The sequence below is a fragment of the Micromonospora lupini genome, from assembly GCF_026342015.1.
Classification (GTDB): Bacteria; Actinomycetota; Actinomycetes; order Mycobacteriales; family Micromonosporaceae; genus Micromonospora; species Micromonospora lupini_B.
In genome coordinates this window covers 2143214-2166669 of sequence record NZ_JAPENL010000002.1, presented here as the reverse complement: position 1 = coordinate 2166669, position 23456 = coordinate 2143214, and the positions used below count along the sequence as shown (strand labels likewise).

The window sequence follows — 23456 nt, the reverse complement described above, 5'->3', positions numbered from 1 at the left end:
GTCGGATGGCTCGGCGCGGGCCGACAGCCTCAGCGCGGGTCGGGGAAGCTGGGCCGCTCCGGGTCCACTCCCTCGGCGACGGCGCTTGCCGCGTACTCCCGCTTGGGGACCATGACCTTGCGGCGGAAGACGCAGACCATGGTGCCGTCCTGGTTGTAGCCCCGGGTCTCGACCGACACCACGCCCCGATCGGGCTTGGAGCCGGACTCCCGCTTGTCCAGCACCGTCGTCTCGCCGTAGATGGTGTCGCCGTGGAAGGTCGGCGCCACGTGCCGCAGCGACTCGACCTCCAGGTTGGCGATGGCCTTGCCGCTCACGTCCGGCACCGACATCCCGAGCAGCAGCGAGTAGATGTAGTTGCCGACCACGACGTTGCGCTTGAACTGGCTGGCCGTCGCGGCGTAGTGCGCGTCCATGTGCAGCGGGTGGTGGTTCATGGTGAGCAGGCAGAAGAGGTGGTCGTCGTACTCGGTGACGGTCTTGCCCGGCCAGTGCCGGTAGACCGCGCCGACCTCGAACTCCTCGTAGTAGCGGCCGAACTGCATCCTGGTCCCCTTCGACGGGCGGCGATGGAGTTCGGCACAGCATGCCTTACCGATGGTTAAGGCGATGGCCGGGGCGCGACCCCGGCGGAAATGTCACACCGGTCACTCACCCGAGGGGAGACGCAATGAGCGGCGGGGCCCTCCCCGGCACCCGCCGCCCACGCTCTGATGTGAGGAATTCTGCCCTACGGCGGCGTAGGTTCAACAGAGATCGAGGTCACATTTATCTTTTTGTAACAATACTCTCCGTGACGGAGGCCGGGTTGATCAGCGATCTCCGCAGGCCGGATACCTCCTCGTCAGGGCTCAAGTTACCGATTCGTAGCGCTCGATCGGGTGGATCTCCCTGGAACCGCTCCCATCACCGCAGGTCACGCAAGTGCGTCATGCACTTGCGTTCCGCAGGACGGGATGAACTGACACAGTTCGATGGCCGCCAACGACCCCGCGCAGCCCGGTGCACGTTTCGTGCGGGACGGCCCGGGAATTCGATACGGTCAGCCCTGGTTCTACGGGACGCAGACAAACCGCGGTGATCGGAGAGTGCAATGGCAACCGTTGAGCTGACCTCGACGAACTTCGACGAGGTGACCGGCAACGACGGCATCGTCCTGGTTGACTTCTGGGCCGACTGGTGTGGTCCGTGCAAGCGGTTCGCCCCGGTCTACGAGCGCTCCTCGGAGAAGCACCAGAACATCGTCTTCGGCAAGGTCGACACCGAGGCTCAGCAGGAGCTGGGCGCGAAGTTCGACATCCGGTCGATCCCGACGATCATGGCGATCCGCGACGGCGTCATCGTCTTCGCCCAGCCGGGCGCGCTTCCCGAGTCCGCGCTGGAGAACCTGATCGAGCAGGTCGAGGCGCTGGACATGGACGACGTCCGCAAGCAGCTGGCCGAGCACAACCACTGAGCCGTCCCCGCGACGGCGCGCGAGGGCCGGGCCCGGTTCGGGTCCGGCCCTTCGTCGTACCCGGGCACCCGCGCATGATCACCGACCTGGGCAGGCGGAACTGACCGTCGGTGGGACCCGGCACGGCCGGTACATCCCGTATCGTCACCACCCGATGGAGACCCTGACCACCCGCGGGCGTGCGACCCGGCTGGGCGCGACCGCCCTCGGTCTCGTCCTGCTGCTGCTCGGCACCTTCTGGGGCAGCGACGACGACTTCCCGTTCGGCCCGTTCCGGATGTACGCCACCTCCAACCCGCCGAACGCCCCCGCCCCGGACACCCGGGTGGAGGGAGTGAACAGCACAGGTGTCGTGGTCGACCTCGACCAGAACGCGACAGGCATCCGCCGCGCCGAGATCGAGGGCCAGCAGGGCCGGTACGCCGCCGACCCGACGCTGCTCGCCGAGGTCGCCGACGCGTACGCCGAACGCCACCCGGACGCCCCGGCGCTGGTCGAGGTCCGCATCGTCATCCGCTGGCAGGGCATCCGCGCCGGCCGGCCCACCGGAAAGCACACCGACGAGACGGTGGTCCGCTGGCAGGTCTCCCGATGAGCGGCTGGCTGACCGAGGCGGTCCCGCGCGGCCGGATCGCCGCCTTCCGCACCCTGATCTACCTCTTCGTCGCCGCCGACCTGGTGGTCTTCACCCCGTGGGTACGCACCAGGGCCAGCGTGCCCGGTGAGCTGTACCAGCCCCTGCTCGTCGGCCGGCTCCTCCCGCTGCCGACGCCGACGCCGACGGTGGTGGCGGTGATCTTCTGGGCGTTGCTGCTGCTCGCCCTGCTCGCCGCGACCGGCCGGGCGCCCCGGCTGCTCGGCTGGGCGGTCTGCGCGCTCTACCTCGAGTGGATGATCATCGCGATGAGCTACGGGAAGGTCGACCACGACCGGTTCGGGCTGCTCGTCGCACTGGCCGTGCTGCCCACCGCCGGCCGGGCCCGCCACGGCGACACCACCCGCACCGAGGCCGGTGGCTGGGCACTGCGGGTCACCCAGATCGCGGTGATCTGCACGTACTTCCTGGCGGCCTGGGCCAAGCTGCGCTTCGGCGGCCTGGACTGGCTGACCGGCTCGGTGCTGGCCCGGGCCATCATCCGACGCGGCACGGACCTGGCGGACCTCGTCGCCCAGGTGCCGTACCTGCTGATCGTCGCCCAGTTCGGCATCGTGGCCTTCGAACTGTTCAGCCCAGTGGTGTTCCTGCTGCCGGCCCGCTGGCGACTGGCCATGGTCGGCTTCTTCTACTCGTTCCACGTGGTGACCATCGCGACCATCACGATCTCGTTCGCGCCGCACCTCGCCGCGATGACGAGCTTCCTGCCGCTGGAGCGGGTCCGCCCGCTGGTCTGGGCCCGCCGGCTCGCCGGCCGCGACACCTCAGGACCGACCTCGGCGGACACCGACACCGCGCCGACGCCGCCAGATCAGGAGCCTGTCTGCGCCGACACTGCGCCGACGCCGCTCGACGATCAGGCCCCGGCGCTCGGGCGGCCGGTCGGCCCGTAGAGCCGCTCCCGGGCCTCCTGCGGCAGGGAGCACGCCGCCGTACCACCGGGAAGCCGGTGCCTGTTGCGCGCCACCCAGCGGTACGCGGGCCAGGCCACCGCGCGGGCCGGCGGAAACCGCAGCCCCGCTCCGGCAACCCGCCAGAGCGGGCCACTCGCGGCGAGCAGCTTCGCGATGGCGTCCGGCCCGGCGGCGCGTGAGCCGTCCGCGCCCACCCACTGCACGGCCTCCTCGCACTGGGTGGCCGTGAGACCGAGCGCGTCCAGGTCGGCGAACTGCCAGGGCACCACCCGGGCGGCGGTGGGGATGCGGCGTTCGATGAACTCCGCGCAGCTCGTGCAGAACGCGCAGTCCCCGTCGTAGACGAAGGTCGACCTCTCCATGGCGTCCATCCTCCCCCGCGGGACCGTCGAGTGGGCTCCGGTGTCCGGCGCGTCACTTGCGCGCAACTCGTACACGTGTTCGAATAGTGGCCATGCGCTGGGACAACCTCACCGCTCCCCCGGCTGAGGGAGACCCCGAGCGGGCAGCGCCAGCGACGCCACCCCTGCCGCTGGCGCTGCCCGGTGCCGTCGTGCGCACCTTCGACACCCCCGAGTTCGCCGGGATGACCTTCTACGAGGTGCAGGCCAAGTCCATCCTCAACCGGGTGCCCGGCCAGTCCCGCGTGCCCTTCGAGTGGACCATCAACCCGTACCGGGGCTGCTCTCATGCGTGTGTGTACTGCTTCGCGAGAAATACTCACACCTATCTCGATCTCGATGCCGGTGCGGACTTCGACAGGCAGGTGATCGTCAAGGTCAACGCCGGTGAGCTGGTCCGGCGGGAGCTGGCCGCGCCGCGCTGGCGGGGCGCGCACGTGGCGATGGGCACCAACGTGGACTGCTACCAGCGGGCCGAGGGGCGTTACCGGCTGATGCCGGAGATCATCGCCGCACTGCGGGACTTCGCCAACCCGTTCTCGATCCTGACCAAGGGCACGCTGATCCTGCGGGATCTGCCGTTGCTACGCGAGGCCGCCAAGGTGACAAGGGTCGGCATCTCCTACTCGGTGGGCTTCGTCGACGAGCAGCTCTGGCGGGGCGTCGAGCCGGGCACGCCGCATCCGAACCGTCGCCTGGACGCGGTCCGCCGGCTCACCGACGCCGGCTTCGAGGTCGGTGTGCTGATGGCGCCGATCCTGCCCGGGCTGAGCGACGGCGACGAGTCGATCGACGCGACCGTGGCGGCGATCGCTGCCGCCGGGGCGACAAGCGTGACCCCACTGGCGCTGCACCTGCGCCCGGGCGCCCGGGAGTGGTACGCGCAGTGGCTCGCTCGGGAGCACCCGCACCTCGCGCCCCGCTACCGCGAGCTGTACCGGGCCGGCGCGTACGCCCCGCAGGCGTACCAGCGGGAGCTGACGGCGCGGGTGCGGATCGCCGCCCGCCGGCACGGGCTGCACCGGGGCGAGCTGGGCGACAACCGTCGCCTGCCCGAGCCGCCCCCACCGCCGGCCGCCGAGCAGCTGACCCTGCTCTAGGGCCTGTCTCATAAGGGCGGTCGAGCCGAGGCGGAGTCCGGGCGGCGATCCGGCAAGGCGCGGATCGTCGTCCGGGCCCGCCGCAGGCCGGCCAGTTCTTATGAAACAGGCCCTATCTCGGCGGCGGCGCTACAGTCGGCGGGTGCGTACCGCTCAGCAGATCCTCGCCGACTCCGCAGTCATCGCCGTCGTGGGCGCGTCGCGCGACCCGCGCAAGGCCGCGCACGGTGTGCCGTTGCAGATGCAGCAGTACGGCTGGCGGATCATCCCGGTCAACCCGACAGTCGACGAACTGTTCGGCGAGCGGGCGTACCCGACGCTTGCCGACATCCCGCACCCGGTGGATCTGGTGGACGTGTTCCGGCCGGCGGCCGACGCCGTGCAGGTGGTCCGGGACGCGGCGGCGATCGGCGCACCGGCTGTCTGGCTGCAACTGGGCATCGTCTCGGCCGAGGCGCGACGGATCGCCGAGGAGGCCGGGATGGACTACGTCGAGGACCGCTGCCTCATCGTCGAGCGCGCCGCCGCCGGCCTGACCCGTCTGTCCTAGTTTCCCGCTGGTCGTACCCTGACCGCATGGTCTTCCTGCGGCTCGGTCGCCTGCCGTCGCTTGGCGATGGGCTCTGGCTGCGCCGAGGCGCGGCTCTGGCGACAGCGGTGGCGGTGACGGCGGGGGTCGCCGGTGGGCTGCTGCTGGTGCCTCCGATCAACTCCGCAATCGTGAGCCTGACGATCTGGCTGACCATCGGCGCCCGGCTGCTGAGCGGGCGGTGGTGGCCACGGCGGGACGGCCACCTGCGCTGGCGCGAGCGTGTCGCCGGCCTGGACAGGGTCGAACCGGGCCTGGTGGCACGTCGGTCGCTCGCCGGGTGGGTCGACCTGGTGGCGGGGGCGGTCCAGTTGCTCGTCATCGGCGGGTGCCTGCTCGCCAGCCTGCCCCCGCACGACCGCTGGGTCGACATTGTCCGGCCGGTGATCGTCGTCGGGTTCGCGGCCTGGACCGGTCGGACGGTCTACGAGGAGGTGCGGTTCACCGGCCGATTGGCGCTCACCGTCAGCGCGATCCGGCACGGACGCACAACTCTGGACTGGACGAACATCGACCGGGTCAGCCCGCACCGACGCAACGGCCGACTGAACGGCGTACGGCTGCGGCCGGCGGTCTGGCGGTCGCTGCGGCCCGCGCCGGTGGTCGGTGGCAGGGACACGGCGGTGCCGGAGGAGCGTCTGATCGCCGCCCTCGACGACTACCGGTTCCGACCGCAGGACCTGGCCAGTGAGCCACGGCAGGGATCGCTCAGAGCTTGTACTCCTTGAGCAGGCCGCGGGAGATGATTGTCTTCTGGATCTCCGAGGTGCCCTCCCCGATGAGCAGGAACGGGGCCTCGCGCATCAGCCGCTCGATCTCGTACTCCTTGGAGTAGCCGTAGCCGCCGTGGATGCGGAACGCCTCCTGGACGACCTCGGCGCAGTATTCCGAGGCGAGCAGCTTTGCCATCCCGGCCTCGACGTCGTTGCGCTGGCCGGCGTCCTTGAGGCGGGCGGCGTTGACCATGAGGGCGTGCGCGGCCTCGATCTTCGTGCCCATCTCGGCGAGCTTGAAGGCGATGGCCTGGTGCTTCGCGAGGGGCTGACCAAAGGTCCTGCGCTGCTGGGCGTACGCGACGGCCAGCTCGAAGGCGCGGATGGAGATGCCGCAGGCGCGGGCGGCCACGTTGACACGGCCCACCTCGATGCCGTCCATCATCTGGTAGAAGCCGCGGCCCACCCTGTCGGCGCCGCCGAGGATTGCCGAGTCGGGCACTGTCACCCCGTCGAGCACCATCTCGGTGGTCTCGACGCCCTTGTAACCCATCTTTTCGATCTTGCCGGGGATGGTGAGGCCGGGGGCGGTCTCGCCGAAGCCCGGCTCCTTCTCCAGCAGGAAGGTGCTCATGTTGCCGTACACCGACTCGGCCCCGGTGTCGGTCTTGACGAGGGTGGCAACCACCGAGGAGTACGCCCCGTTGGTCAGCCACATCTTCTGCCCGTTGAGCACGTAGCTGTCGCCGTCGCGAACGGCCCGGGACGTGATCGCCGAGACGTCCGAACCGCAACCGGGTTCTGACATCGAGAACGCGCCACGCACCTCGCCTGTCGCCATCCTCGGCAGCAGGCGGGACTTCTGCTCGGCGGAGCCGTGCTGGGAGATCAGGTACGCCACGATGAAGTGGGTGTTGACGATGCCGGAGATCGACATCCAGCCCCGGGACAGCTGCTCCACCACGAGGGCGTACGTGAGCAGCGACTCGCCGAGCCCGCCGTACTCCTCGTCGATGGTGAGGCCGAACAACCCCATCTCGCGCATCCCGTCGAGGATGTCGGTGGGGTACTCGTCGGCGTGCTCCAGCCGCTGGGCGTGCGGGATGATCTCCTTGTCGGCGAACTCCCGGACGGTCTCCAGGATCGATCGCTGCACATCGGTCAGGCCGGGCGTCTGGGCGAGTCGGGCCATCTCAGCCTCCGGGGATCCGCGCACTACTCATGGGTAACTGAACGCTCGGTCAGTATCGGCCTCCCGGTCGGCAAGGCCAAGGTGACCAGTCCACACAACACCTGTGAAAAGGTTCACCGCTGCGGGTACCGTCCGGCAAGAAGGACCTTTCCGGCACCGGCAGGAGGAGGACAGCCGTGAGCTACCCGCCACCGTCGGGCCCCCCGGGGGACGAGCCGCCGCCGTCACCCTACGAGCCACCCCGGGACCAGTCGCCGTACGCGCCACCGCCGGCCGGCCAGACGCCGTACCCGCCGCCGCCGGACCAGTCGTCGTACGGGCCGCCGGAACGCTCGCCGTACGGGCCTCCCGCGGACGAGTCGTCGCCGTACGAGCAGCAGAAACCGCACCAGCCGGCGCACTGGGGGCAGCAGCCGCCGTACCCGCCGCAGGGCCCCTACGGCCAGTACGGCCCGCCGCCGTCCGGGCCCGGCCGGGGCACAAACGTGCTGGCGATCCTGTCGCTTGTGTTCGCCTTCGTGTTTCCCCCGGCCGGCGCCGTCCTCGGTCACCTGGCCAAGCGACAGATCCGCACCAGCGGCGAGGAGGGCGACCAGCTCGCCACCTGGGGGCTGATCCTCGGTTACGCCTTCACCGCGCTGACCCTGCTGGCCTGCTGCGGCTGGCTGGCGCTTGTCATCTTCAGCAACAGCGGCGACAGCGGCAGCTACTGACCCGCCGGGCCGATCAGCGGAAGCGCGCCTCCCGGACGCTGTTGCCGCCGTCCACCACAAGCATCTGACCTGTGATGTACGAGGCGGCCGGCGAGCAGAGGAAACTGATGGCCGCGGCGACCTCGTCCGGGGTGCCCGGTCGACCGACAGGCGTGCCCAGACCCTGCTTGATCTCGGCCATCGTGGACGCCGCCGTGTAGATGGTGCCCGGCGCGACCGCGTTCACTGTCACCCCGTCGGCGATCATCTCCATGGCCAGCGCACGGGTCAGCCCGACGACGCCTGCTTTCGCGGCGGCGTACGCGGCCTCGGTGGGCAGGGCATTGACCGGCCCGGCGGTGGCCGCCAGGTTGACGATCCGCCCCCAGCCCCGCTCGGCCATCCCGCCGATGAACGCGCGACTGCAGAGGAACGCTGTGGACAGGTTGCGGTCGATCTCGCCGCGCCACTCGTCGTAGGTCAACTGCGCGACGGGACGCAGCACCCCCTGACTGGCCCGGCTCGCCAGACCGGCGTTGTTGACAAGCACCTCGACGTCACCCAACTGCTCGGCGACTGCGTCGGCCAACGCGCCGACCTCGGACTCGTCGGTCAGGTCCGCGACGAACCCGGTCGCCCCCAGCTCACCGGCCCGCTCGTGGATGCGCCGGGTGGTGCTGACGATGGCCACCCGCGCCCCCAGGTCGGCGAGCCGCCGGGCGGTGGCGTACCCAATGCCGTCCGGGCTGCCGGCCCCGGTCACCAGGGCGACCCGACCGTCGAGCCGCATGGTCACCGGGTCATCGAGGGCGACCGGCTCGTCGGGGCCGGGCGCACCGGCCGGCGTGGCGGCCCGACCGCGGCGGCCCGCACCCGGGCGGCTCACGTCCCGTCGCGGTCGACTGCCGGAACGGTCCGCGGCGCGCGCGTCTATTGCCATGACAGGGATCCTGCCCGTTACGACCGGCCCGAGCAACGCGGCACCCGGGAGCGGGGCCATCGGGTTTGGGTGCCCCTGGCTACTCTGACGGCGCACCCGAGCCGACGGAGAGTTCGCATGACCAATCCCCCACCCCCCGGCGGATGGACCGACCCCACCTGGTCGGCTCAGCCGTCGAGCGCGCCGCCGGACCCGACCCTGGTGGCCGGCCAGCCGATCCCGACCCAGCCCGGCCCCGGCAACCCGTACGCACCTGTCGACCCGTACGCGGGTGGGCAGATGCCGCCGGGGGCGTACGCGCCGCCCGGCTACCCGCCGCACCCCGGTTACGGCTACCCGCCACCGCCGAAGACCAACGGGCTGGCCATCGCGGCGCTCGTGCTGGCCCTGGCCGGCCTGACCACCTGCGGCATCACCGGGCCGATCGGGGCGATCCTCGGTCACGTGGCGCAGAAGCAGATCCGGGCCAGCGGCGAGGGCGGCGAGGGGATGGCGAAGGCCGGCATCATCGTCGGCTGGATCGTCACCGGGCTGATGGTGCTGGGGATCGCGTTCTACGTCGTCGCGATCGTCTTCGCGGTCACGACCGGCAACGACAGCGGCAGCAGCAGCTACTGACCCGGCCGGCGGGTCCGCGTACCGCCGGCTGGTGGGACGGGTCGGCAGCCGGCGGCGGCCGACCCGGCCCGAGGTGTCACTGCGCCGGCGGGGTGAACGACGAGGTACGGCTCATCCCGGCGGCACGGCCCTTGGCGGCGATCACCAGGGCCATCTTGCGGGACGCTTCGTCGATCATCTCGTCGCCGAGCATCACCGCGCCGAGCCTGCCGCCGGCCTCCGAGGTGTAGTGCTCGTAGGCGTCGAGGATCAGCTCGGCGTGGTCGTAGTCGGCCTGCGCGGGCTGGTAGACCTCGTTGGCGGCGTCGATCTGGCCCGGGTGCAGCACCCACTTGCCGTCGAAGCCAAGCGCCGCCGACCGCTTGGCCACCTCGCGGAACGCGTCGACGTCGCGGATCTGCAGGAACGGGCCGTCGATGGCCTGCTTGTCGTGCATCCGCGCGGCCATCAGGATGCGCATCAGGATGTAGTGGTACGGGTCGCCCGGGTAGTCCGGGATCAGTCCGCCGACCACGAGCGACCTCATATTGATCGACGCCATGAAGTCGGCCGGGCCGAAGATGATGGTCTCCACGCGCGGCGAGGCGGCCGCGATGGCGTCCACATTTACCAGACCCGCCGCGTTCTCGATCTGCGCCTCGATGCCGATCCGACCGACCTCGAGGCCGATCGCCTTCTCGATCTGGGTGAGCGTCAGGTCCAGCCACTGCACCTGGGCGGCGGTCTGCACCTTCGGCAGCATGATGCAGTCGAGGTTCGCGCCGGCGCCCTCGACCACCTCGATGACGTCCCGGTAGGTCCACGGGGTCGTCAGGTCGTTGACCCGGACCACACGGGTCTTGCCGGCCCAGTCACCGTCGTTGAGGGCGGCCACGATGTTCTTGCGCGCGTCCGGCTTGGCCAGCGGGGCGACGGCGTCCTCCAGATCGAGGAAGACCTGGTCGGCGGGGAGACCCTGCGCCTTGCCGAGCATCTTGACGCTGGAACCCGGCACGGCGAGGCAGGACCGGCGGGGACGACCGACTGCGGCCATGAGTGCGCTCCTTCCAGCGTCCGGCGGGCACGCCGACGCCACCTGACTTCCGAGGAAAACTTAACGATCCCAAAGGGCGTGGTGACGTCACGGTAACCTCGCGCCATGACCGGGGTGAATGGACCTGTGGAAGATCTCACTGGGCGTCGACTGGTGGTGGTGACCGGGGCCAGCTCCGGCATCGGGTTGGCCGCCGCGGTCGACTTCGCGTGCCGCGGAGACCAGGTGGCGCTGGTCGGGCGGGACCCGGCCCGCCTACAGGCCGCGGCCGAGCGGGTACGGGAGACCTCGGGCGCGCGCCCCGAGCTGTTCCGGGCCGACTTCGCGGTCCTCGACGACGTACGCGGGCTCGCCGAGCGGCTGCGCGACGCGTACGACCGGATCGACGTGCTGGCCAACAACGCGGGGGCCATCGCGCTCCAACCGCTCACCACAGTCGACGGCTTCGAGCTGTCGATCCAGGCCAACCACCTGGCACCCTTCCTGCTGACGAACCTGCTCGCCGACCGGGTGGGCCGGATCGTGGTGACCGCCTCGGGCGCGCACCGCTTCGGCGCGCTCGACCCGGACGACCTCAACAAGCCGCTGCGCGGTTACCGGGCGATGAACGCGTACGGCACCAGCAAGCAGGCCAACATCCTGTTCGCCGCCGAGGCTGCCCGCCGCTGGCCGCACATCCCCACGCACAGCTTCCACCCCGGGGTGGTGCGGACGAGGTTCGCCAACGACAGCCCGATTGTCGCGTTCGGCATGCGGTTCCTGCCGTTCCGCAGCCCGGAGAAGGGCGCGGAGACGCTGGTCTGGCTGGCCAACCAGGATCCGGCCCGGCTCGTCAACGGGGCGTACCACTACAACCGCCGACCACGCCGGCCGTACCGCAAGGCAGCCGACCCGCGGCTCGCGGCCCGGCTCTGGGAAGCCAGCGCCACGGCCGTCGGCATCGATGGGTAGCGTGGCCGTCATGCTGACGCTTGTCGCGATAGTCGAGTATCCGGCCGGGGCCGAGAGCGCCGGGCAGCGCTACGAGGACACCGTGCTGGCGCTGCTCGACCGGCACGGTGGGCGGCTCGAACGACGGCTGCGCGGCACCGACGGGCGGGCGGAGGTGCACGTGATCACCTTCGACGACCGGGCCGGCTACGAGTCGTTCCTCGTCGACCCGGAGCGAGCCGACCTGCGCGCCGCCCTGGGCGACACAGCCCCGAACACCCGGGTGATCGAGGCCCACGAGGTCTGACCGCCGACCGGCCCGCCCCCCTTTCCCTACTTCAGCACGTGGTGACGGCGAGAACAAGACTTGATCTTGGCCTGCTCGATGGTCAGGGTCGGTGGATGGAATTCGATGCGACAGCCACCGCGCGCCGGGCCCTCTGGATCGGTGGTGGGCAGTGGGCCGGCAAGTCCACGGTCGCCGTCAACCTGGCTCAACGCCACGGGCTGACCGCGTACCTCTATGACCGCCACGATGCCCGCGGCCACGACGATCGACGCATCGCCGACCGGGTCCGGCGGGGTGAACCGCCAGCCGGGCCCGATCCGGAAACCACCTGGGTCCGCACTGACCCGACGCGGATGGCGGCCGACACGCTGGCCGCCTTCCCCGGCCGCTTCGCCTGGGTCCTGGACGACCTCAGTGCGCTGGTGCCCGGCCGCCGGGTCGTGGCCGAAGGGTGGGGGCTGCGGCCGGAACTGGTGGCACCGGTCGTCGAATCGTTGCGGCAGTTGGTGGTGTTGGTGCCCACCGCCGAGTTCCGCGCCCGCCAGATCGCCCGACTGCCCCGGGCGCGCGTGGTCGCCGCCGGGGTCACCGACCCGGAGCGGGCACTGCACAACCGGTGGGCACGGGACGAGCTGGTGGCGGCGGACGCGGTGGTGCAGGCCGAACGACTGGGCGTACGGGTGATTCGGGTCGACGGCAGCCTCGACGGCGACCAGTTGACCGACTTGGTGGCGGAGCACTTCGCGGCGTACCTGTGAGAGCCGTCAGCCCTCAAGTGGGGCGGGGTCGGCCGGCAGAGCGGTCGGCGGCGTCGTACGGCGGCCGGCGCGGGCACCGCCAAGCACCACCACCACGACCCCGACCAGCAGCAACGCCATGCCCAGCAGCGCGTACGGGCGGGGCAGCTGACCCAGCCAGGCCCAGCCGAGCAGGGCCGCGCCGGGAGCCTCCAGCAGGATCAGCACACTCACCGTGGTCGCGGGGATCTTCTGCAGGGCGTAGTTGAACATCGAGTGACCGAGCAGTTGGGCGCCGGCCACCAGGGCCAGGATCGCCAGCCAGGTCCGCCCGTCGAAGCCTGTCATCCGGACCCCGCCAACCAGACAGACCACAAGCAGGATCAGGGCGCAGATGCCGTAACAGATGGTCGTGTAGGTGGTGGTGCTGATGCTGGCCCGGGCCCGTTCGCCGAAGGCGGTGTAGACGGCCGCGAACATGCCCCCGGTCACCGCGAGCAGATCCCCGACGACGGCCCGGCCGGAGATGCCCACGTCCGCGCCGGTGGCGATCACCGCTCCGCCGACGGCCACGGCGATGCCGATCCACACCACAGGCGGCAGCCGCCGGCCCTGGGCGCGGGCGATCAGACCCTGCCAGACCGGCTGGGTGGCGACCAGCGCGGTGGCCGCGGCAACGGAGGTGAGCTTGGCGCTCGGCACCCAGGTCGCGAAGTGCCCGGCCAACGCGACGCCGGAGAGGACGCAGAACAGGCCCTCCCGCCGACCCACGCCGACGGCCAGCCTGCGGAACTCCGCCCGGCGCCGGGCCAGCGAGAACGGGCTCAGCACGGCCACCGCGAGCACGTTGCGCCAGAAGGCGATGGCCAGGGCGGGAGCGGCGGCGTACGCGATCAGCGGCGCGGACGACGACACGGCGACGACGGCCAGGCCGACGGCGCCTGTGGTCAGCGGGTCCAGCGGCGGGCGGCGAGATCCAGGGGGCACGGGAAGCAATGGTCACACGATCACGGGCAGCACGGACCGTCAGCGCTCCGTTACGATCACGCGCGTTCGCGCCGACGACCCTCTACCGCCCGGAGGCGCTCCCCATGCCCGGCTACCAGGCGGTGCTGTTCGACTTCTTCGGCACGCTGACCCGTTCGGTCCAGCGCGGCGCCGCGCACCTCGGCACCGCGGAGCTGCTCGGCTGCCCCACCGAGACACTGACCGAGGTGCTGAATCGCACCTACTACGAGCGGGCCAGCGGCCGGCTCGGCAACGCGGAGGCGACCCTGCGGTGGGTGTGCGCCCAGGCCGGCGTACACCCGAGTGACAGTGCGGTGCGGGCGGCGGTGGCGTCCCGGCACCGGGCGATCCGCGCGGACACCCGGCTACGGGCCGACGCGGTGCCCGTGCTGGCGGCGCTGCGCCAGCGCGGCCTGCGCACCGGCGTGGTCAGCGACTGTACGCACGAACTGCCGGCCTTCCTGCCGCAGCTCGCGATCGCGCCCCTGCTCGACGTGCGGGTCTTCTCCGTGCAGGTGGGACGCTGCAAGCCCGACGCGGCGCTCTATCTGACCGCGTGCCGTCGGCTCGGGCTCACGCCGGACGACTGCCTGTACGTCGGCGACGGTGGCAGCCAGGAGCTGACCGGCGCCGAACGGGCCGGGATGACAGCCGTCCGGCTGGCCGCGCCCGACCTGGCCGAGCACATGGTGTTCAACGCGGACCGGGAATGGCGCGGCCGCACGCTCGTGGCCCTGCGCGAGGTGCTCGATCTCGTGGGCACCGCAGCCGAGACTGCCGGCGTGGGCACCTTCGGCGTCGGCTCGGGCGTCGGCGGCCCGGCGGCCTGACCACGACGCCGACCGCACGGGCCAGCGGGCCGGACGGGCCAGCAGGCCGCACGGGCCGCACGGGCCGGCGGGCCGCACGGGCCAGGGTCGCAGGGCCGTGGTGTGCCGGCAGGCCGGTGGATCAGCGGCGGCGGACGCGGTGCAGGCGGAACGGCTTGCGGGTGGCGCGGACCGCCGGAGTCTCCCGAGGCTCCTCGGCCTGCGCGTCGGACGGCAGGCCGACGCCGGTCAACGGCTCACCGGCCGGGGCGAGTCGGTTCACCGCGCAACCCTCGGCGGCCCAGCGGGCCACCAGATCGGCGGTGGGCCCGGGAGCGTTCAGGCGCTTGGCCGCCACCAGCGGCGCGGTGGTGTCCCACCCCTCGGTGCCCGGTGCCAGCCGGGTCACCCGGGCAGGCCAGGTGACGATCCGTCCTCCGTGGTCGCCGCGCAGGGTGACCTGCGCCTCGGTCGCGTCGGCCAGCCCAGGCGCGGCCTGCTCGCCAGGCCCGCTCACCACGAAGAGCGCACCCTCCAGCGGAGCGCACCAGAGCGCGAGCGCCGGCCCACCGGACACGCTGACCCAAGCCACCGCGGCCTTCTTCATCGCCTCGTCGACAAGCGGCGTGCCACCGGAGGCATCCTCGTCCGTCACACGGGCATTCTCCCGCATCGGCACCGTCGCTCAGCCCACGAACGGCGGCACGGCGATCTCGCCCCGGGCCACCGGCATCACCTGGCCGGCGACTGTCGCGCCGACGGCCACACCGTTCGCCGCGGTCACGGTGCAGGCCAGCGCGGACGGGCGGTTCATCTCGATGCCCTGGCGCACCGCGTAGTGCGCCAGGCCGTCGCCCGGAAGCAGGCCGGTCGCCACCAGCCACACCCCGAGCCCGAGCGCCGCCGAACCGGTCGCCGGGTCCTCCGGGACGCCGAGCCCCGGCACGAAGACCCGGGCGTGCGCGGTTTGCGTGCCAGCATCCCAGGAGAAGACGCTGACGTGCGCCACCCCGTACCGTTCCGCCGCCGCCGCGTTCACCCGCGCGCGGGCCACCGCGTCCGGGCGGACCGGCAGGTAGGGGAACTCCAGCCCGCAGCCGGCCACCCGGGGAGCGGGCCCGGCACGGTCGTGGTCGTCGGCGACCAACCCGGCGATCTCCAGCAACGGCTCCGGGTCCAACTCGGGGCCGAGGGTGGGGCTGCCTCCGGTGAGCGTCGCCCCGGACGCGGTCACCTCGATCGGCAGCACACCGGCGCCGCACTCCTGGGTGACCTGCCCCACACCGAACATTCCGCGTCGACTCGCGGTGACCGCCGCGCCGACACTCGGGTGCCCGGCGAACGGCAACTCCTCGGCAGGTGTGAAGATTCGGGCCCGGTAGGTGGCCCCCACCTGCGTGGGTGGCAGCACGAACACCGTCTCGGAGAGGTTGAACTCCAGCGCGAGCGCCTGCATCTGCTCCGTGGCCAGCGCCTCCGCGCCGAACACCACGGCCAGCGGGTTGCCGGCGAACGGGCGGTCGGTGAAGACGTCCACGATCTCGTAGGCCAAGGTCGACATGTTGATAAACACTAGGCGCTTAGGCTGGTGCCCGTGAGCACGCCGACCCGGGTCTACATCGCCCGTCTCGCCGGAGTCGCCGTCTTCGATCCGAACGGCGACCAGGTGGGGCGGGTCCGTGACGCCGTGGGGCGGCTGCGGGCGACCAAACGGCCCCCCGAGGTGGTGGGTCTGGTCGCCGAGATGCCGATGCGCCGACGGATCTTCCTGTCCATCAACCGGATCACCTCGATCGACGCGGACGCGGTGGTCCTCGGCTCCGGCACCCTCAACCTGCGCCGCTTCGAGAAGCGCCCGAACGAGCTGCTGGTGCTCCAGGAGCTGCTGGACCGGCGCGTACAGCTCGAACCGGGCGGCCAGCCCGGCGCGGTGGTGGACGTCGCGATGGAGTGCACGCGCGGCGGTGAGTGGTCGCTCAGCCGGGTCGCGGTCCGCGAGCAGACCGGCCGGCTCAGCCGCCGCGGCCACCTGCACCAGGTCGAGTGGGACCGGGTGCGCGGGCTCAGCGGCATCGCCGACAACCGGGGTACGGCGAACCTGCTCGCCGTCCTGGAGGACATGCGCCCGGCCGACCTTGCCAACGCCCTTCAGGACCTGCCCGACGCACGCCGCAACGAGGTCGCGGCGGCGTTGAACGACGAGCGGCTCGCCGACGTGCTCAGCGAACTGCCGGAGCACGACCAGGTGGAGATCCTCGCCGCGCTGGACCGGGAACGGGCCGCGGACGTGCTTGAGGAGATGGACCCGGACGACGCGGCGGACCTGCTCAACGAGCTGCCCCCACCGGAGCAGGACGTGCTGCTGGACCTGATGGAGCCGGACGAGGCCGACCCGGTACGACAGCTGCTCAAGTACACCCCCGGCACGGCGGGCAGCGTGATGACCTCGGAGCCGGTCATCCTGCCGCCGGACGCCACAGTCGCCGAGGCGCTGGCCCGGATCCGGGAGCCGCAGCTCTCCCCCGCCATCGCCGCGCAGGTCTTCGTGACCCGGGCTCCGCAGAACACCCCGACCGGCCGTTACCTGGGCATGGTGCACTTCCAGGCGTTGCTGCGGGAACCGCCGGCCGACCTGCTGGGCAAGGTGGTGGTCAACGACATCGACCCGCTGCGTCCCACCACCCCGCTGCCGGAGATCACCCGTCGGATGGCCACCTACGACCTGGTCGCCATGCCGGTGATCGACCGGAGCAACCGGCTGGTCGGCGCCGTGACTGTCGACGACGTGCTGGACCACTCCCTGCCCCGTGACTGGCGCGACCGGGACGCCCTGGGCGCCCCGGGCGCCTCCGACGCGGTGCTGGACGGCGACGGTGGCTGAGCAGCGGCGTACGGAGCGGCTCGACCAGCCCCGCGAGCCCCGGGGCATCAAGCTTCCCCGGTTCGACGCGGAGGCGTTCGGTCGCTGGTCGGAGGGCATCGCCCGGGGCATGGGCACCGCGAACTTCATAGTCGTCATGACTGTGGTGATCGCGATCTGGTTCGGCTGGAACACTCTCGCTCCGGCCGAGCTGCGCTTCGACCCGTACACCTTCACGTTTCTCACCTTGGTGTTGTCGTTGCAGGCCAGCTACGCCGCGCCGCTGATCCTGCTGGCCCAGAACCGGCAGGCCGACCGCGACCGGTTGGCGTTGGAGGAGGACCGGCGGCGGGCCACCGCCCAGAAGGCGGACACCGAGTACCTGGCACGGGAGATCGCCGCGCTGCGAATCGCGCTCGGCGAGGTGGCCACCCGTGACTTCCTCCGTTCCGAGCTGACCCGGCTGGCCGAGGAGCTGGACGAGGCGGGGCAGCGCCGGCAACGCCTGGAGCGCCGCCAGCAGGAGAAGGACGGCCAGCAGGAGCGGCGCGCCCAGCGGGCGACCGACGGCCTGGGCCTGGACGAGCCACGCGACGACCTGGACGGGGACTTCGCCCGCGACGCCCGGCCCGACCGCTGATCAACGGTCGGTACCGCTCATCGTTTGGCTCACACCACTCCCGGCCAGCGGTCGGAGCGGATGCCCCGCGACGTAGCATTGCGGGCATGTCAGCACCCGTGAGCACAGTCGAGGACGCGATCCAGGCCGCCCTGGCCACCGTCAACGACCCGGAGATCCGCCGGCCCATCACCGAGCTGGGCATGGTCCGCTCCGCCACGATCGGCGCCGACGGCGTCGTACGGGTCGAGTTGCTGCTCACCGTCGCCGGCTGCCCGCTCAAGGACAAGCTGCGTACGGACATCACAGTTGCCGTCGCGGCGGTGCCCGGTGTGACGGGCGTGGAGATCGACTTCGGTGTGATGAGTCCCGAGCAGCGGCAGTCGTTGCAGTCGCAGCTCCGCGGCGGTGGCGCCAGCGAGGAGCCGGTCATCCCGTTCGCCCAGCCCGGCTCGCGCACCCGGGTGTACGCGGTGGCCAGCGGCAAGGGCGGTGTCGGCAAGTCAAGCGTGACTGTCAACCTGGCGGCGGCGCTCGCCGCCCGCGGGCTGGCCGTGGGCGTTGTCGACGCGGACATCTACGGCCACTCGGTGCCCCGGATGCTCGGCACGGAGGCTCGCCCCACCCGCGTCGAAGACATGATCATGCCGCCGCAGGCGCACGGCGTGAAGGTGATCTCGATCGGCATGTTCACCTCGGGCAACGCCGCAGTGGTGTGGCGCGGCCCGATGCTGCACCGGGCGCTGCAGCAGTTCCTGGCCGACGTCTACTGGGGCGACCTGGACGTGCTCCTGCTCGACCTGCCGCCGGGCACCGGCGACGTGGCCATCTCGCTGGCCCAGCTCCTGCCCAACTCGGAGATCCTGATCGTCACCACCCCGCAGACCGCCGCCGCCGAGGTGGCGGAGCGAGCCGGGGCTATCGCCCTGCAGACTCACCAGCGGGTGGTCGGCGTCATCGAGAACATGTCCTGGCTGGAGCTGCCGGACGGCTCCCGGATGGAGATCTTCGGCGCGGGGGGCGGCACGGCCGTCGCCGAGTCGCTGAGCCGGACCATCGGCGCGCAGGTGCCGCTGCTCGGCCAGATCCCGCTGGACACCCGGGTCCGTGAGGCCGGTGACGCCGGCAACCCGATCGTGCTGGCCGAGCCGGAGTCCCCGGCCGCGCAGGCGCTCGGCAAGGTCGCCGACCGGCTGGCGCTGCGCCGCGAGTCGCTGCTCGGCAAGCCGCTCGGCCTCAAGCCCGCCGGGCGCTGAGCCCCCCGAACACCGTCAGCCCGTCGGCCGCTGCTGGCCGGCGGGCTGAGTCGTGTCGGTAGGTGACCCGGCCAGGCCGCCGCGGCCCGGCACAGCCGGCACGGCCACGGCACGGCCGGCATGGTCAACTCGGGTTTCTGGAAGTCGGGGCATCCGGCGCCGGTTGACACGCCGGCTTCCTGGAAGCCGAGTTGATCAAAGCAAAGGCCAGGCCCGGACGAGTACGAGCCCGGACGAGCCTAGGCCGCGCGGGCGCGAGTCCACGGGCGCGAGTCCAAGGCCGCGGGCGCAAGCCGGGACGAGCCCAGGCCGCGCGGGTCGGTCAGGTGGCGTCGTCGTAGCTGGCGCGGGGAGCCGGCGCCGGCGCGGAGCCGGTGGCCGTGCCGGACCGGGAGCCGTTCGACCGCGGGTCCACGGCGTTGGCCACGTCCTTCAGCTCGTTGTGCACGCCGCTGACGTCCGCGCGCAGGTTGTCGTAGACGCCCTGCATCGGCTTGCGGATCGCCGCCTCGTCCTCCTCGCTGAGGAGGTGCTTGCGAATGAAGGCCTTCGGGTGCAGATCCTCGAGCTGGATGTCGGTGCCCAGCTCGCGACTGAGGTCGCCGGTGGCGTTGCGGGCCATGTTGCGCAGATTGCGCACCATCCGCAGGCCATCGTTGATCACGGCAGGCAGCCGGTCACCAAAGATCAACAGCGCCAGGAGCAGCAGCGCCCCGACTTCCCACATGTTCAGGTTCTCGAACATCCCGCGGGCCTCCTCTCGGCGTCAGCAGCAAGACTACGCACGTCGGACGCCTTTCCGGCAGGGGGTGACGCGCTGTTCACTTGGCATCCGCGGCGAGCGTCACCGACGTGTTCTGCCGAGCGGCCCCCCGCCGGAACTCGACGGTCACCACCGAACCCGGAGCGAACTTGCGGACCAGGGCGATCAGGTCGGTCGGCTCGGTCATCGGCCGGCCGTTGAGCTTCAGGATCACGTCGCCGACCTTCAGCCCGGCCGCGGCCGCCGGCCCGGAGGGCTCCACGGCGGCCAGCCGTACGCCGCCGTTGGCGCCCGCGCCCGGGCCGCCGACCTGGGCGCCGATGACCGTACGCCGGGCCTTGCCGGTGCCGATGATGTCCTGGGTGACCCGCTTGGCCTGGTTGATCGGGATGGCGAAGGCGAGCCCGATGTTGCCGGCCTCCTGCCCCTCGGCCACCAGCGACTTGATCGTGGAGTTGACGCCGACCACCCGGCCGGCGCCGTCGACAAGCGGGCCGCCCGAGTTGCCGTGGTTGACGGCGGCGTCGGTCTGGATGGCCGCGTAGTAGCGCACCGGGCCACCCGGCTCACCGGCCTGCATCGTCCGGTCCAGGGCGCTCACGATGCCGGCGGTGACGGTGTTGGCAAGCGACAGGGGTGAGCCGACGGCGAGCACCGGGTCGCCGACGGCAAGCGCGTCGGAGTCGCCGAACTCCACCGGTCGCAGCCCCGTCCGGTTCACTTTGATCACCGCGATGTCGGACTCCGGGTCCTGACCGACGACTGTCGCCGGAGCGGAGGTGCCGTCGTTGAAGATCACCGAGGCCTTGCCGCTGCTGCCCGCCACCACGTGGTCGTTGGTGATCACGTGACCGTCGGCGCTGGCGATGAAGCCGGAGCCCTCGCTGGTTCCGCCGAGGCTGCTCACCCGGACGGTGACCACGCTGGGCAGGACCCGTTCGGCGACTCCGGCCAGCGACTCCGGCTTGCGCTGGGCCAGCGCCGGCGGGTCCACGGCCGGAGCGCCGAGCACCGTGCCGGCGGCGCCGCCGCGCACCGCGAAGGCGTAACCCAACGCGCCACCGAGCGTGCCCGCCAACAGTGCGGTGATCACCGGAATGAGCAGCAGATGGCGCAGCGTCGGTCGGCCCGGCGCGTCCGGGTCGGTGACCGGTTCGGGTTCGGTCCCGACCGCCACCACCCCGGGCACCACCACCGCGGCGGGCGCCGCCGGGTCGCGCCACGGATCGCCGAGCGCGTCGGACCACCAGGGCGAGGCGCCGGACGCAGCCGTGGGCGCGGTGTCGCTCCCCGGCGTGGTCGGCGACCCCGCCGGCGGGACCCCTGCCCCGGGCGGGCTCGCCGGAGCCGGAGTCTCACCGCCCCGGCGCCAATCCCAGCCGTCGGTCACGTCGGTGCCTCCCAGTCCGTCCCCGGATTCCGCGCGGCGTCGCCCGGCCACGGTTCGGCGCGGTCGAGGCTGACGGAATACCGCTTCCAGGATTGCACGGATGCGCGCGGTGGAGTCAGCGGTTGCGTCCGCCGATCGCGCGGGGACGGAGGCGCGGCTGCGCCTCCCGCCGGTCGCCTCTACGCTCACAGTGCCAACCCGCCCCCGCACCACGCACCGCCCGGAGGTGCCCCATCGCCACGGTCGCCGGTTCCGGCAGTTCGACGACCCAGGCTCAGCAGTTCGCCGAGTCGTACGTGACCGAGGATCTCGTCCTACGGACCGCCCGCAGCCTGGCCCACGAGGTGGGCCTCGACGCGGTCACCCCCGGAGCGGGAGCGGCCCTGCGGCTGCTGGCCGCGGCCGGCAACGCCCGCGCGGTGGTGGAGATCGGCACCGGCACGGGCGTGAGCGGTGTCTGGCTGCTGCGCGGCATGCGCGCCGACGGCGTGCTCACCACAATCGACGTGGAGGTGGAGCACCAGCGGATCGCCCGGCGGATCTTCACCGAGGCCGGCTTCGCCGCCGGCCGCACCCGGATCATCACCGGTCGCGCGCTGGACGTGCTGCCGCGGCTCGCCGACGGGGCGTACGACCTGGTCTTCGTCGACGCCGAGGCGACCGGGTTCCACGCCTGCGTGGAGGCGGCGCTGCGGCTGCTGCGCCCGGGTGGTGTGCTCGCGCTCAACGGCATGCTGGCGCACGGTCGCATCGCCGACCCGGCCGCCCGGGACGCGGAGACGGTGACGGTCCGCGAAGCGATCAAGGCCGTCCGGGAGTCGGAGCACTGGATTCCCGCGCTGCTCCCGGTCGGACACGGGGTGCTCGCCGCCGTGAAGTGCTGACGGTCAGTCGACGTCGGCCAGCCAGCGCAGCAGGGAGCGGACGCCCCAGCCCGTCGCACCGCGTGTGAGTTCGGCCTGGTCGCCGTCCGCCCAGGACGGGGCGGACATGTCCAGGTGCAGCCAGCGGTCCCGGAGTTCGCCTGTGAACTCGCGCAGGTAGAGCGCGGCCAGCACCGATCCGGCGCCCTGGGTGGGCGCGCTGTAGAGGTCGGCGATCTCGCTGCCCAGGTACTCGACGTAGTCGGTGTGCAGCGGCATCCGCCAGGCCGCCTCGCCGGCCGCCCCGATCGCGGCCAGCAGGTCGGCGGCCAGGTCGTCGTTCTCGCTGTAGAGGGCGGCGGTGCGCTTGCCCAGCGCCACGGCGTTCGCGCCGGTGAGGGTCGCCAGGTCGATCAGCAGATCGGGCTTGAGCTGCCGCACCGCGTACGCCAGCGCGTCGGCGAGGACCAGGCGGCCCTCGGCGTCGGAGTTGGTCGTCTCGCTTGTCGTCCCGCCGTAGTGCCGGATCACGTCGCCCGGGCGGAACGCCGAGCCGCTGACCATGTTCTCGGCGAGCGGGGCGAGGGTGGTGACGCGGACCGGCAGGCGCAGCGCCGCCGCGCCGAGGGTGGCGGCGACGACCGCCGCCGCACCGGCCATGTCCTTGCGCATCAGCTTCATCGCCGGCACCGGTTTGATCGAGAGGCCGCCGGTGTCGAAGGTGATGCCCTTGCCGATCAGCACCACGTGGGTGCGCGCGTTCGCGGGATGCCAGTCCATCTCGACCAGCCGCGGGCCGCTGGCCGAGCCGCCGCCCACGGCGAGGATTCCACCGAAGCCCTCCGCGGCCAGTTGGGCCGGGTCGCGCACCGTCAGGCGCAGGTCCGGCAGGTCGGCGGCGGCGGAGGCCACCTGGTCGGCGAACCACTGCGGGGTCTTCACCGAGGAGGGGGTGTTGGTCAGGTCGCGGGCGAGGCGGGTCATCGCGGCGGTGGTCCGCGCCGTGGCCACGGTGGTCTCGTACGCCTCCGGGTCGTCGAGCAGCAGGTCGACGCTGCCGAGCGCGGGAGTGTCGTCGGCCTCGGCCAGCCGGAACCGGTACGAGGCGAGCAGCAGCCCCTCGGTCAGCCCACGGACCGCGTCGGTGGTCACCTCGGCCGGTAGCGCGATAGTGATGTGCGTCTCATCTGCCGCGGAGCGGGCCAGGGCCGCGCCGGCAGCCCGCCAGGACGACTCTCCGCCGTCGCCGATACCGAGCAGCACCAGCCGACCGGGGCTGCGCCCGGGACGCAGGTGGGTGCGGATCTCGCCCGCCCGGCCGCTCAGTCGGGCGACCGGCACCAGCGCGGCAGCCTCGTCGGCGGTGCCGTCCGGCGGCGTCACGGCGACGGGCGCCGGCTCCGCCGAGGCGTCACCTCCGGCTGCACCTCCCGCCGCCTGATCGGTGGGTCGGACGGGCAGGACGAGGACGTCGAGCCGATCGGGCTCGGCGAGCGGACGGATGGCGAGCACGCGGAACCGTACCTCCCAGGAAATGTCGCAGAGTGGGACCGGGCCAGCGCCCGCCCACACCGATGAGACCCTGAGCCACCGGCGATCCCGGTGGCTCAGGGTCCAGGAAACGCTCCG

The 23456-nt window shown here is 72.0% G+C and carries 27 protein-coding genes; 16 read left to right on the top strand and 11 right to left on the bottom strand.

All coding sequences use genetic code 11. From position 1 onward, the window contains the following. Positions 1-29: 29 nt before the first annotated feature. Complete coding sequence (locus tag OOJ91_RS24895; RefSeq protein ID WP_007455293.1) at positions 30-545, bottom strand: MaoC family dehydratase; 516 nt, start codon at positions 543-545, stop codon at positions 30-32. A 548-nt stretch (positions 546-1093) separates the two neighbouring features. Between OOJ91_RS24895 and trxA the strand changes: the two genes are divergently transcribed. The 3 genes from trxA to OOJ91_RS24880 all read left to right on the top strand — a co-directional run bounded on the left by trxA (position 1094) and on the right by OOJ91_RS24880 (position 3004). Then, the gene (gene trxA, locus OOJ91_RS24890) at positions 1094-1456 is read left to right on the top strand and encodes a thioredoxin (RefSeq protein ID WP_007455291.1); all 363 of its coding nucleotides are present in this window, start codon (positions 1094-1096) and stop codon (positions 1454-1456) included. A gap of 154 nt (positions 1457-1610) precedes the next feature. Then, on the top strand, positions 1611-2051 hold the full coding sequence (locus OOJ91_RS24885) for a hypothetical protein (protein ID WP_266248646.1): 441 nt from the start codon (positions 1611-1613) through the stop codon (positions 2049-2051). After that, the gene (locus OOJ91_RS24880) at positions 2048-3004 is read left to right on the top strand and encodes an HTTM domain-containing protein (protein WP_266248645.1); all 957 of its coding nucleotides are present in this window, start codon (positions 2048-2050) and stop codon (positions 3002-3004) included. Before OOJ91_RS24885 ends, OOJ91_RS24880 begins: the two co-directional genes overlap by 4 nt. On the opposite strand, the gene OOJ91_RS24875 is transcribed toward OOJ91_RS24880, so the two are convergent. Further along, the gene (locus OOJ91_RS24875) at positions 2968-3387 is read right to left on the bottom strand and encodes a thiol-disulfide oxidoreductase DCC family protein (protein WP_266248643.1); all 420 of its coding nucleotides are present in this window, start codon (positions 3385-3387) and stop codon (positions 2968-2970) included. The genes OOJ91_RS24880 and OOJ91_RS24875 overlap by 37 nt on opposite strands. Before the next feature lie 92 nt (positions 3388-3479). On the opposite strand from OOJ91_RS24875, the gene OOJ91_RS24870 reads away from it, so the two are divergent. The 3 genes from OOJ91_RS24870 to OOJ91_RS24860 all read left to right on the top strand — a co-directional run bounded on the left by OOJ91_RS24870 (position 3480) and on the right by OOJ91_RS24860 (position 5843). Next, positions 3480-4526: an Rv2578c family radical SAM protein gene (locus tag OOJ91_RS24870; protein WP_266248641.1), complete on the top strand. Its 1047-nt coding sequence runs from the start codon at positions 3480-3482 to the stop codon at positions 4524-4526. A 142-nt stretch (positions 4527-4668) separates the two neighbouring features. Further along, positions 4669-5076, top strand: a complete 408-nt coding sequence (locus tag OOJ91_RS24865; protein WP_266248639.1) for a CoA-binding protein — start codon at positions 4669-4671, stop codon at positions 5074-5076. A 26-nt stretch (positions 5077-5102) separates the two neighbouring features. Beyond that, entirely contained in the window at positions 5103-5843 is a 741-nt protein-coding gene (locus OOJ91_RS24860; protein ID WP_266248638.1) for a hypothetical protein, read from the top strand. Here the strand turns inward: OOJ91_RS24860 and OOJ91_RS24855 are convergent. Next, positions 5824-7020, bottom strand: a complete 1197-nt coding sequence (locus OOJ91_RS24855; protein ID WP_266248637.1) for an acyl-CoA dehydrogenase family protein — start codon at positions 7018-7020, stop codon at positions 5824-5826. The two genes, OOJ91_RS24860 and OOJ91_RS24855, sit on opposite strands and share 20 nt — an antisense overlap. Positions 7021-7196: 176 nt before the next feature. Here OOJ91_RS24855 and OOJ91_RS24850 point away from each other — a divergent pair, with 176 nt between their 5' ends. Continuing rightward, positions 7197-7733: a DUF4190 domain-containing protein gene (locus OOJ91_RS24850; RefSeq protein ID WP_266248636.1), complete on the top strand. Its 537-nt coding sequence runs from the start codon at positions 7197-7199 to the stop codon at positions 7731-7733. A gap of 13 nt (positions 7734-7746) precedes the next feature. On the opposite strand, the gene OOJ91_RS24845 is transcribed toward OOJ91_RS24850, so the two are convergent. Further along, positions 7747-8652 (bottom strand): SDR family NAD(P)-dependent oxidoreductase, encoded by a 906-nt coding sequence (locus OOJ91_RS24845; protein ID WP_266248634.1) that lies wholly within the window; start codon positions 8650-8652, stop codon positions 7747-7749. A gap of 117 nt (positions 8653-8769) precedes the next feature. Here OOJ91_RS24845 and OOJ91_RS24840 point away from each other — a divergent pair, with 117 nt between their 5' ends. Further along, positions 8770-9270 (top strand): DUF4190 domain-containing protein, encoded by a 501-nt coding sequence (locus OOJ91_RS24840; RefSeq protein ID WP_266248632.1) that lies wholly within the window; start codon positions 8770-8772, stop codon positions 9268-9270. Positions 9271-9346: 76 nt separating this feature from the next. Here OOJ91_RS24840 and OOJ91_RS24835 read toward each other — a convergent pair whose 3' ends face one another. Next, a complete protein-coding gene (locus tag OOJ91_RS24835; protein ID WP_266248631.1) occupies positions 9347-10303 on the bottom strand; it encodes an HpcH/HpaI aldolase/citrate lyase family protein in 957 nt (318 codons plus the stop codon). A gap of 126 nt (positions 10304-10429) precedes the next feature. Here OOJ91_RS24835 and OOJ91_RS24830 point away from each other — a divergent pair, with 126 nt between their 5' ends. From OOJ91_RS24830 to OOJ91_RS24820, 3 genes are all read left to right on the top strand, one after another. After that, a complete protein-coding gene (locus OOJ91_RS24830) occupies positions 10430-11254 on the top strand; it encodes an SDR family NAD(P)-dependent oxidoreductase (protein WP_266249835.1) in 825 nt (274 codons plus the stop codon). Positions 11255-11264: 10 nt separating this feature from the next. Then, complete coding sequence (locus OOJ91_RS24825) at positions 11265-11540, top strand: hypothetical protein (RefSeq protein ID WP_266248629.1); 276 nt, start codon at positions 11265-11267, stop codon at positions 11538-11540. Positions 11541-11635: 95 nt separating this feature from the next. After that, positions 11636-12280, top strand: a complete 645-nt coding sequence (locus OOJ91_RS24820) for a hypothetical protein (RefSeq protein WP_266248627.1) — start codon at positions 11636-11638, stop codon at positions 12278-12280. 6 nt (positions 12281-12286) lie between these two features. Here OOJ91_RS24820 and OOJ91_RS24815 read toward each other — a convergent pair whose 3' ends face one another. Then, positions 12287-13246, bottom strand: a complete 960-nt coding sequence (locus OOJ91_RS24815) for a DMT family transporter (protein WP_439117102.1) — start codon at positions 13244-13246, stop codon at positions 12287-12289. A gap of 104 nt (positions 13247-13350) precedes the next feature. Here OOJ91_RS24815 and OOJ91_RS24810 point away from each other — a divergent pair, with 104 nt between their 5' ends. Then, on the top strand, positions 13351-14097 hold the full coding sequence (locus OOJ91_RS24810) for an HAD family hydrolase (protein WP_266248624.1): 747 nt from the start codon (positions 13351-13353) through the stop codon (positions 14095-14097). A 121-nt stretch (positions 14098-14218) separates the two neighbouring features. Here the strand turns inward: OOJ91_RS24810 and OOJ91_RS24805 are convergent, their stop codons facing one another. Both OOJ91_RS24805 and OOJ91_RS24800 read right to left on the bottom strand, forming a co-directional pair. Next, positions 14219-14749, bottom strand: coding sequence for a hypothetical protein (locus OOJ91_RS24805; protein WP_266248623.1), 531 nt, complete (start codon positions 14747-14749; stop codon positions 14219-14221). A 12-nt stretch (positions 14750-14761) separates the two neighbouring features. Beyond that, positions 14762-15637 carry a PhzF family phenazine biosynthesis protein gene (locus tag OOJ91_RS24800; protein ID WP_266248621.1) on the bottom strand — a complete coding sequence of 292 codons (876 nt, stop codon included), beginning with the start codon at positions 15635-15637 and terminating at the stop codon, positions 14762-14764. A gap of 33 nt (positions 15638-15670) precedes the next feature. On the opposite strand from OOJ91_RS24800, the gene OOJ91_RS24795 reads away from it, so the two are divergent. The 3 genes from OOJ91_RS24795 to OOJ91_RS24785 all read left to right on the top strand — a co-directional run bounded on the left by OOJ91_RS24795 (position 15671) and on the right by OOJ91_RS24785 (position 18811). Continuing rightward, positions 15671-16957, top strand: a complete 1287-nt coding sequence (locus OOJ91_RS24795; RefSeq protein ID WP_266248620.1) for a magnesium transporter MgtE N-terminal domain-containing protein — start codon at positions 15671-15673, stop codon at positions 16955-16957. Continuing rightward, on the top strand, positions 16950-17576 hold the full coding sequence (locus tag OOJ91_RS24790; protein ID WP_007455258.1) for a DUF1003 domain-containing protein: 627 nt from the start codon (positions 16950-16952) through the stop codon (positions 17574-17576). The genes OOJ91_RS24795 and OOJ91_RS24790 overlap by 8 nt, the downstream gene beginning before the upstream one ends. 86 nt (positions 17577-17662) lie before the next feature. Then, the gene (locus OOJ91_RS24785) at positions 17663-18811 is read left to right on the top strand and encodes an Mrp/NBP35 family ATP-binding protein (protein ID WP_266248618.1); all 1149 of its coding nucleotides are present in this window, start codon (positions 17663-17665) and stop codon (positions 18809-18811) included. A 322-nt stretch (positions 18812-19133) separates the two neighbouring features. Here the strand turns inward: OOJ91_RS24785 and OOJ91_RS24780 are convergent, their stop codons facing one another. Both OOJ91_RS24780 and OOJ91_RS24775 read right to left on the bottom strand, forming a co-directional pair. After that, the gene (locus tag OOJ91_RS24780) at positions 19134-19556 is read right to left on the bottom strand and encodes a preprotein translocase subunit TatB (protein WP_266248616.1); all 423 of its coding nucleotides are present in this window, start codon (positions 19554-19556) and stop codon (positions 19134-19136) included. A 76-nt stretch (positions 19557-19632) separates the two neighbouring features. Beyond that, complete coding sequence (locus OOJ91_RS24775) at positions 19633-20964, bottom strand: S1C family serine protease (protein ID WP_439117101.1); 1332 nt, start codon at positions 20962-20964, stop codon at positions 19633-19635. Positions 20965-21260: 296 nt separating this feature from the next. Between OOJ91_RS24775 and OOJ91_RS24770 the strand changes: the two genes are divergently transcribed. Then, positions 21261-21848 (top strand): O-methyltransferase, encoded by a 588-nt coding sequence (locus OOJ91_RS24770; protein ID WP_266248614.1) that lies wholly within the window; start codon positions 21261-21263, stop codon positions 21846-21848. Positions 21849-21851: 3 nt separating this feature from the next. Here OOJ91_RS24770 and OOJ91_RS24765 read toward each other — a convergent pair whose 3' ends face one another. Then, a complete protein-coding gene (locus OOJ91_RS24765; protein ID WP_266248612.1) occupies positions 21852-23339 on the bottom strand; it encodes a leucyl aminopeptidase family protein in 1488 nt (495 codons plus the stop codon). Between the last annotated feature and the right edge of the window lie 117 nt (positions 23340-23456).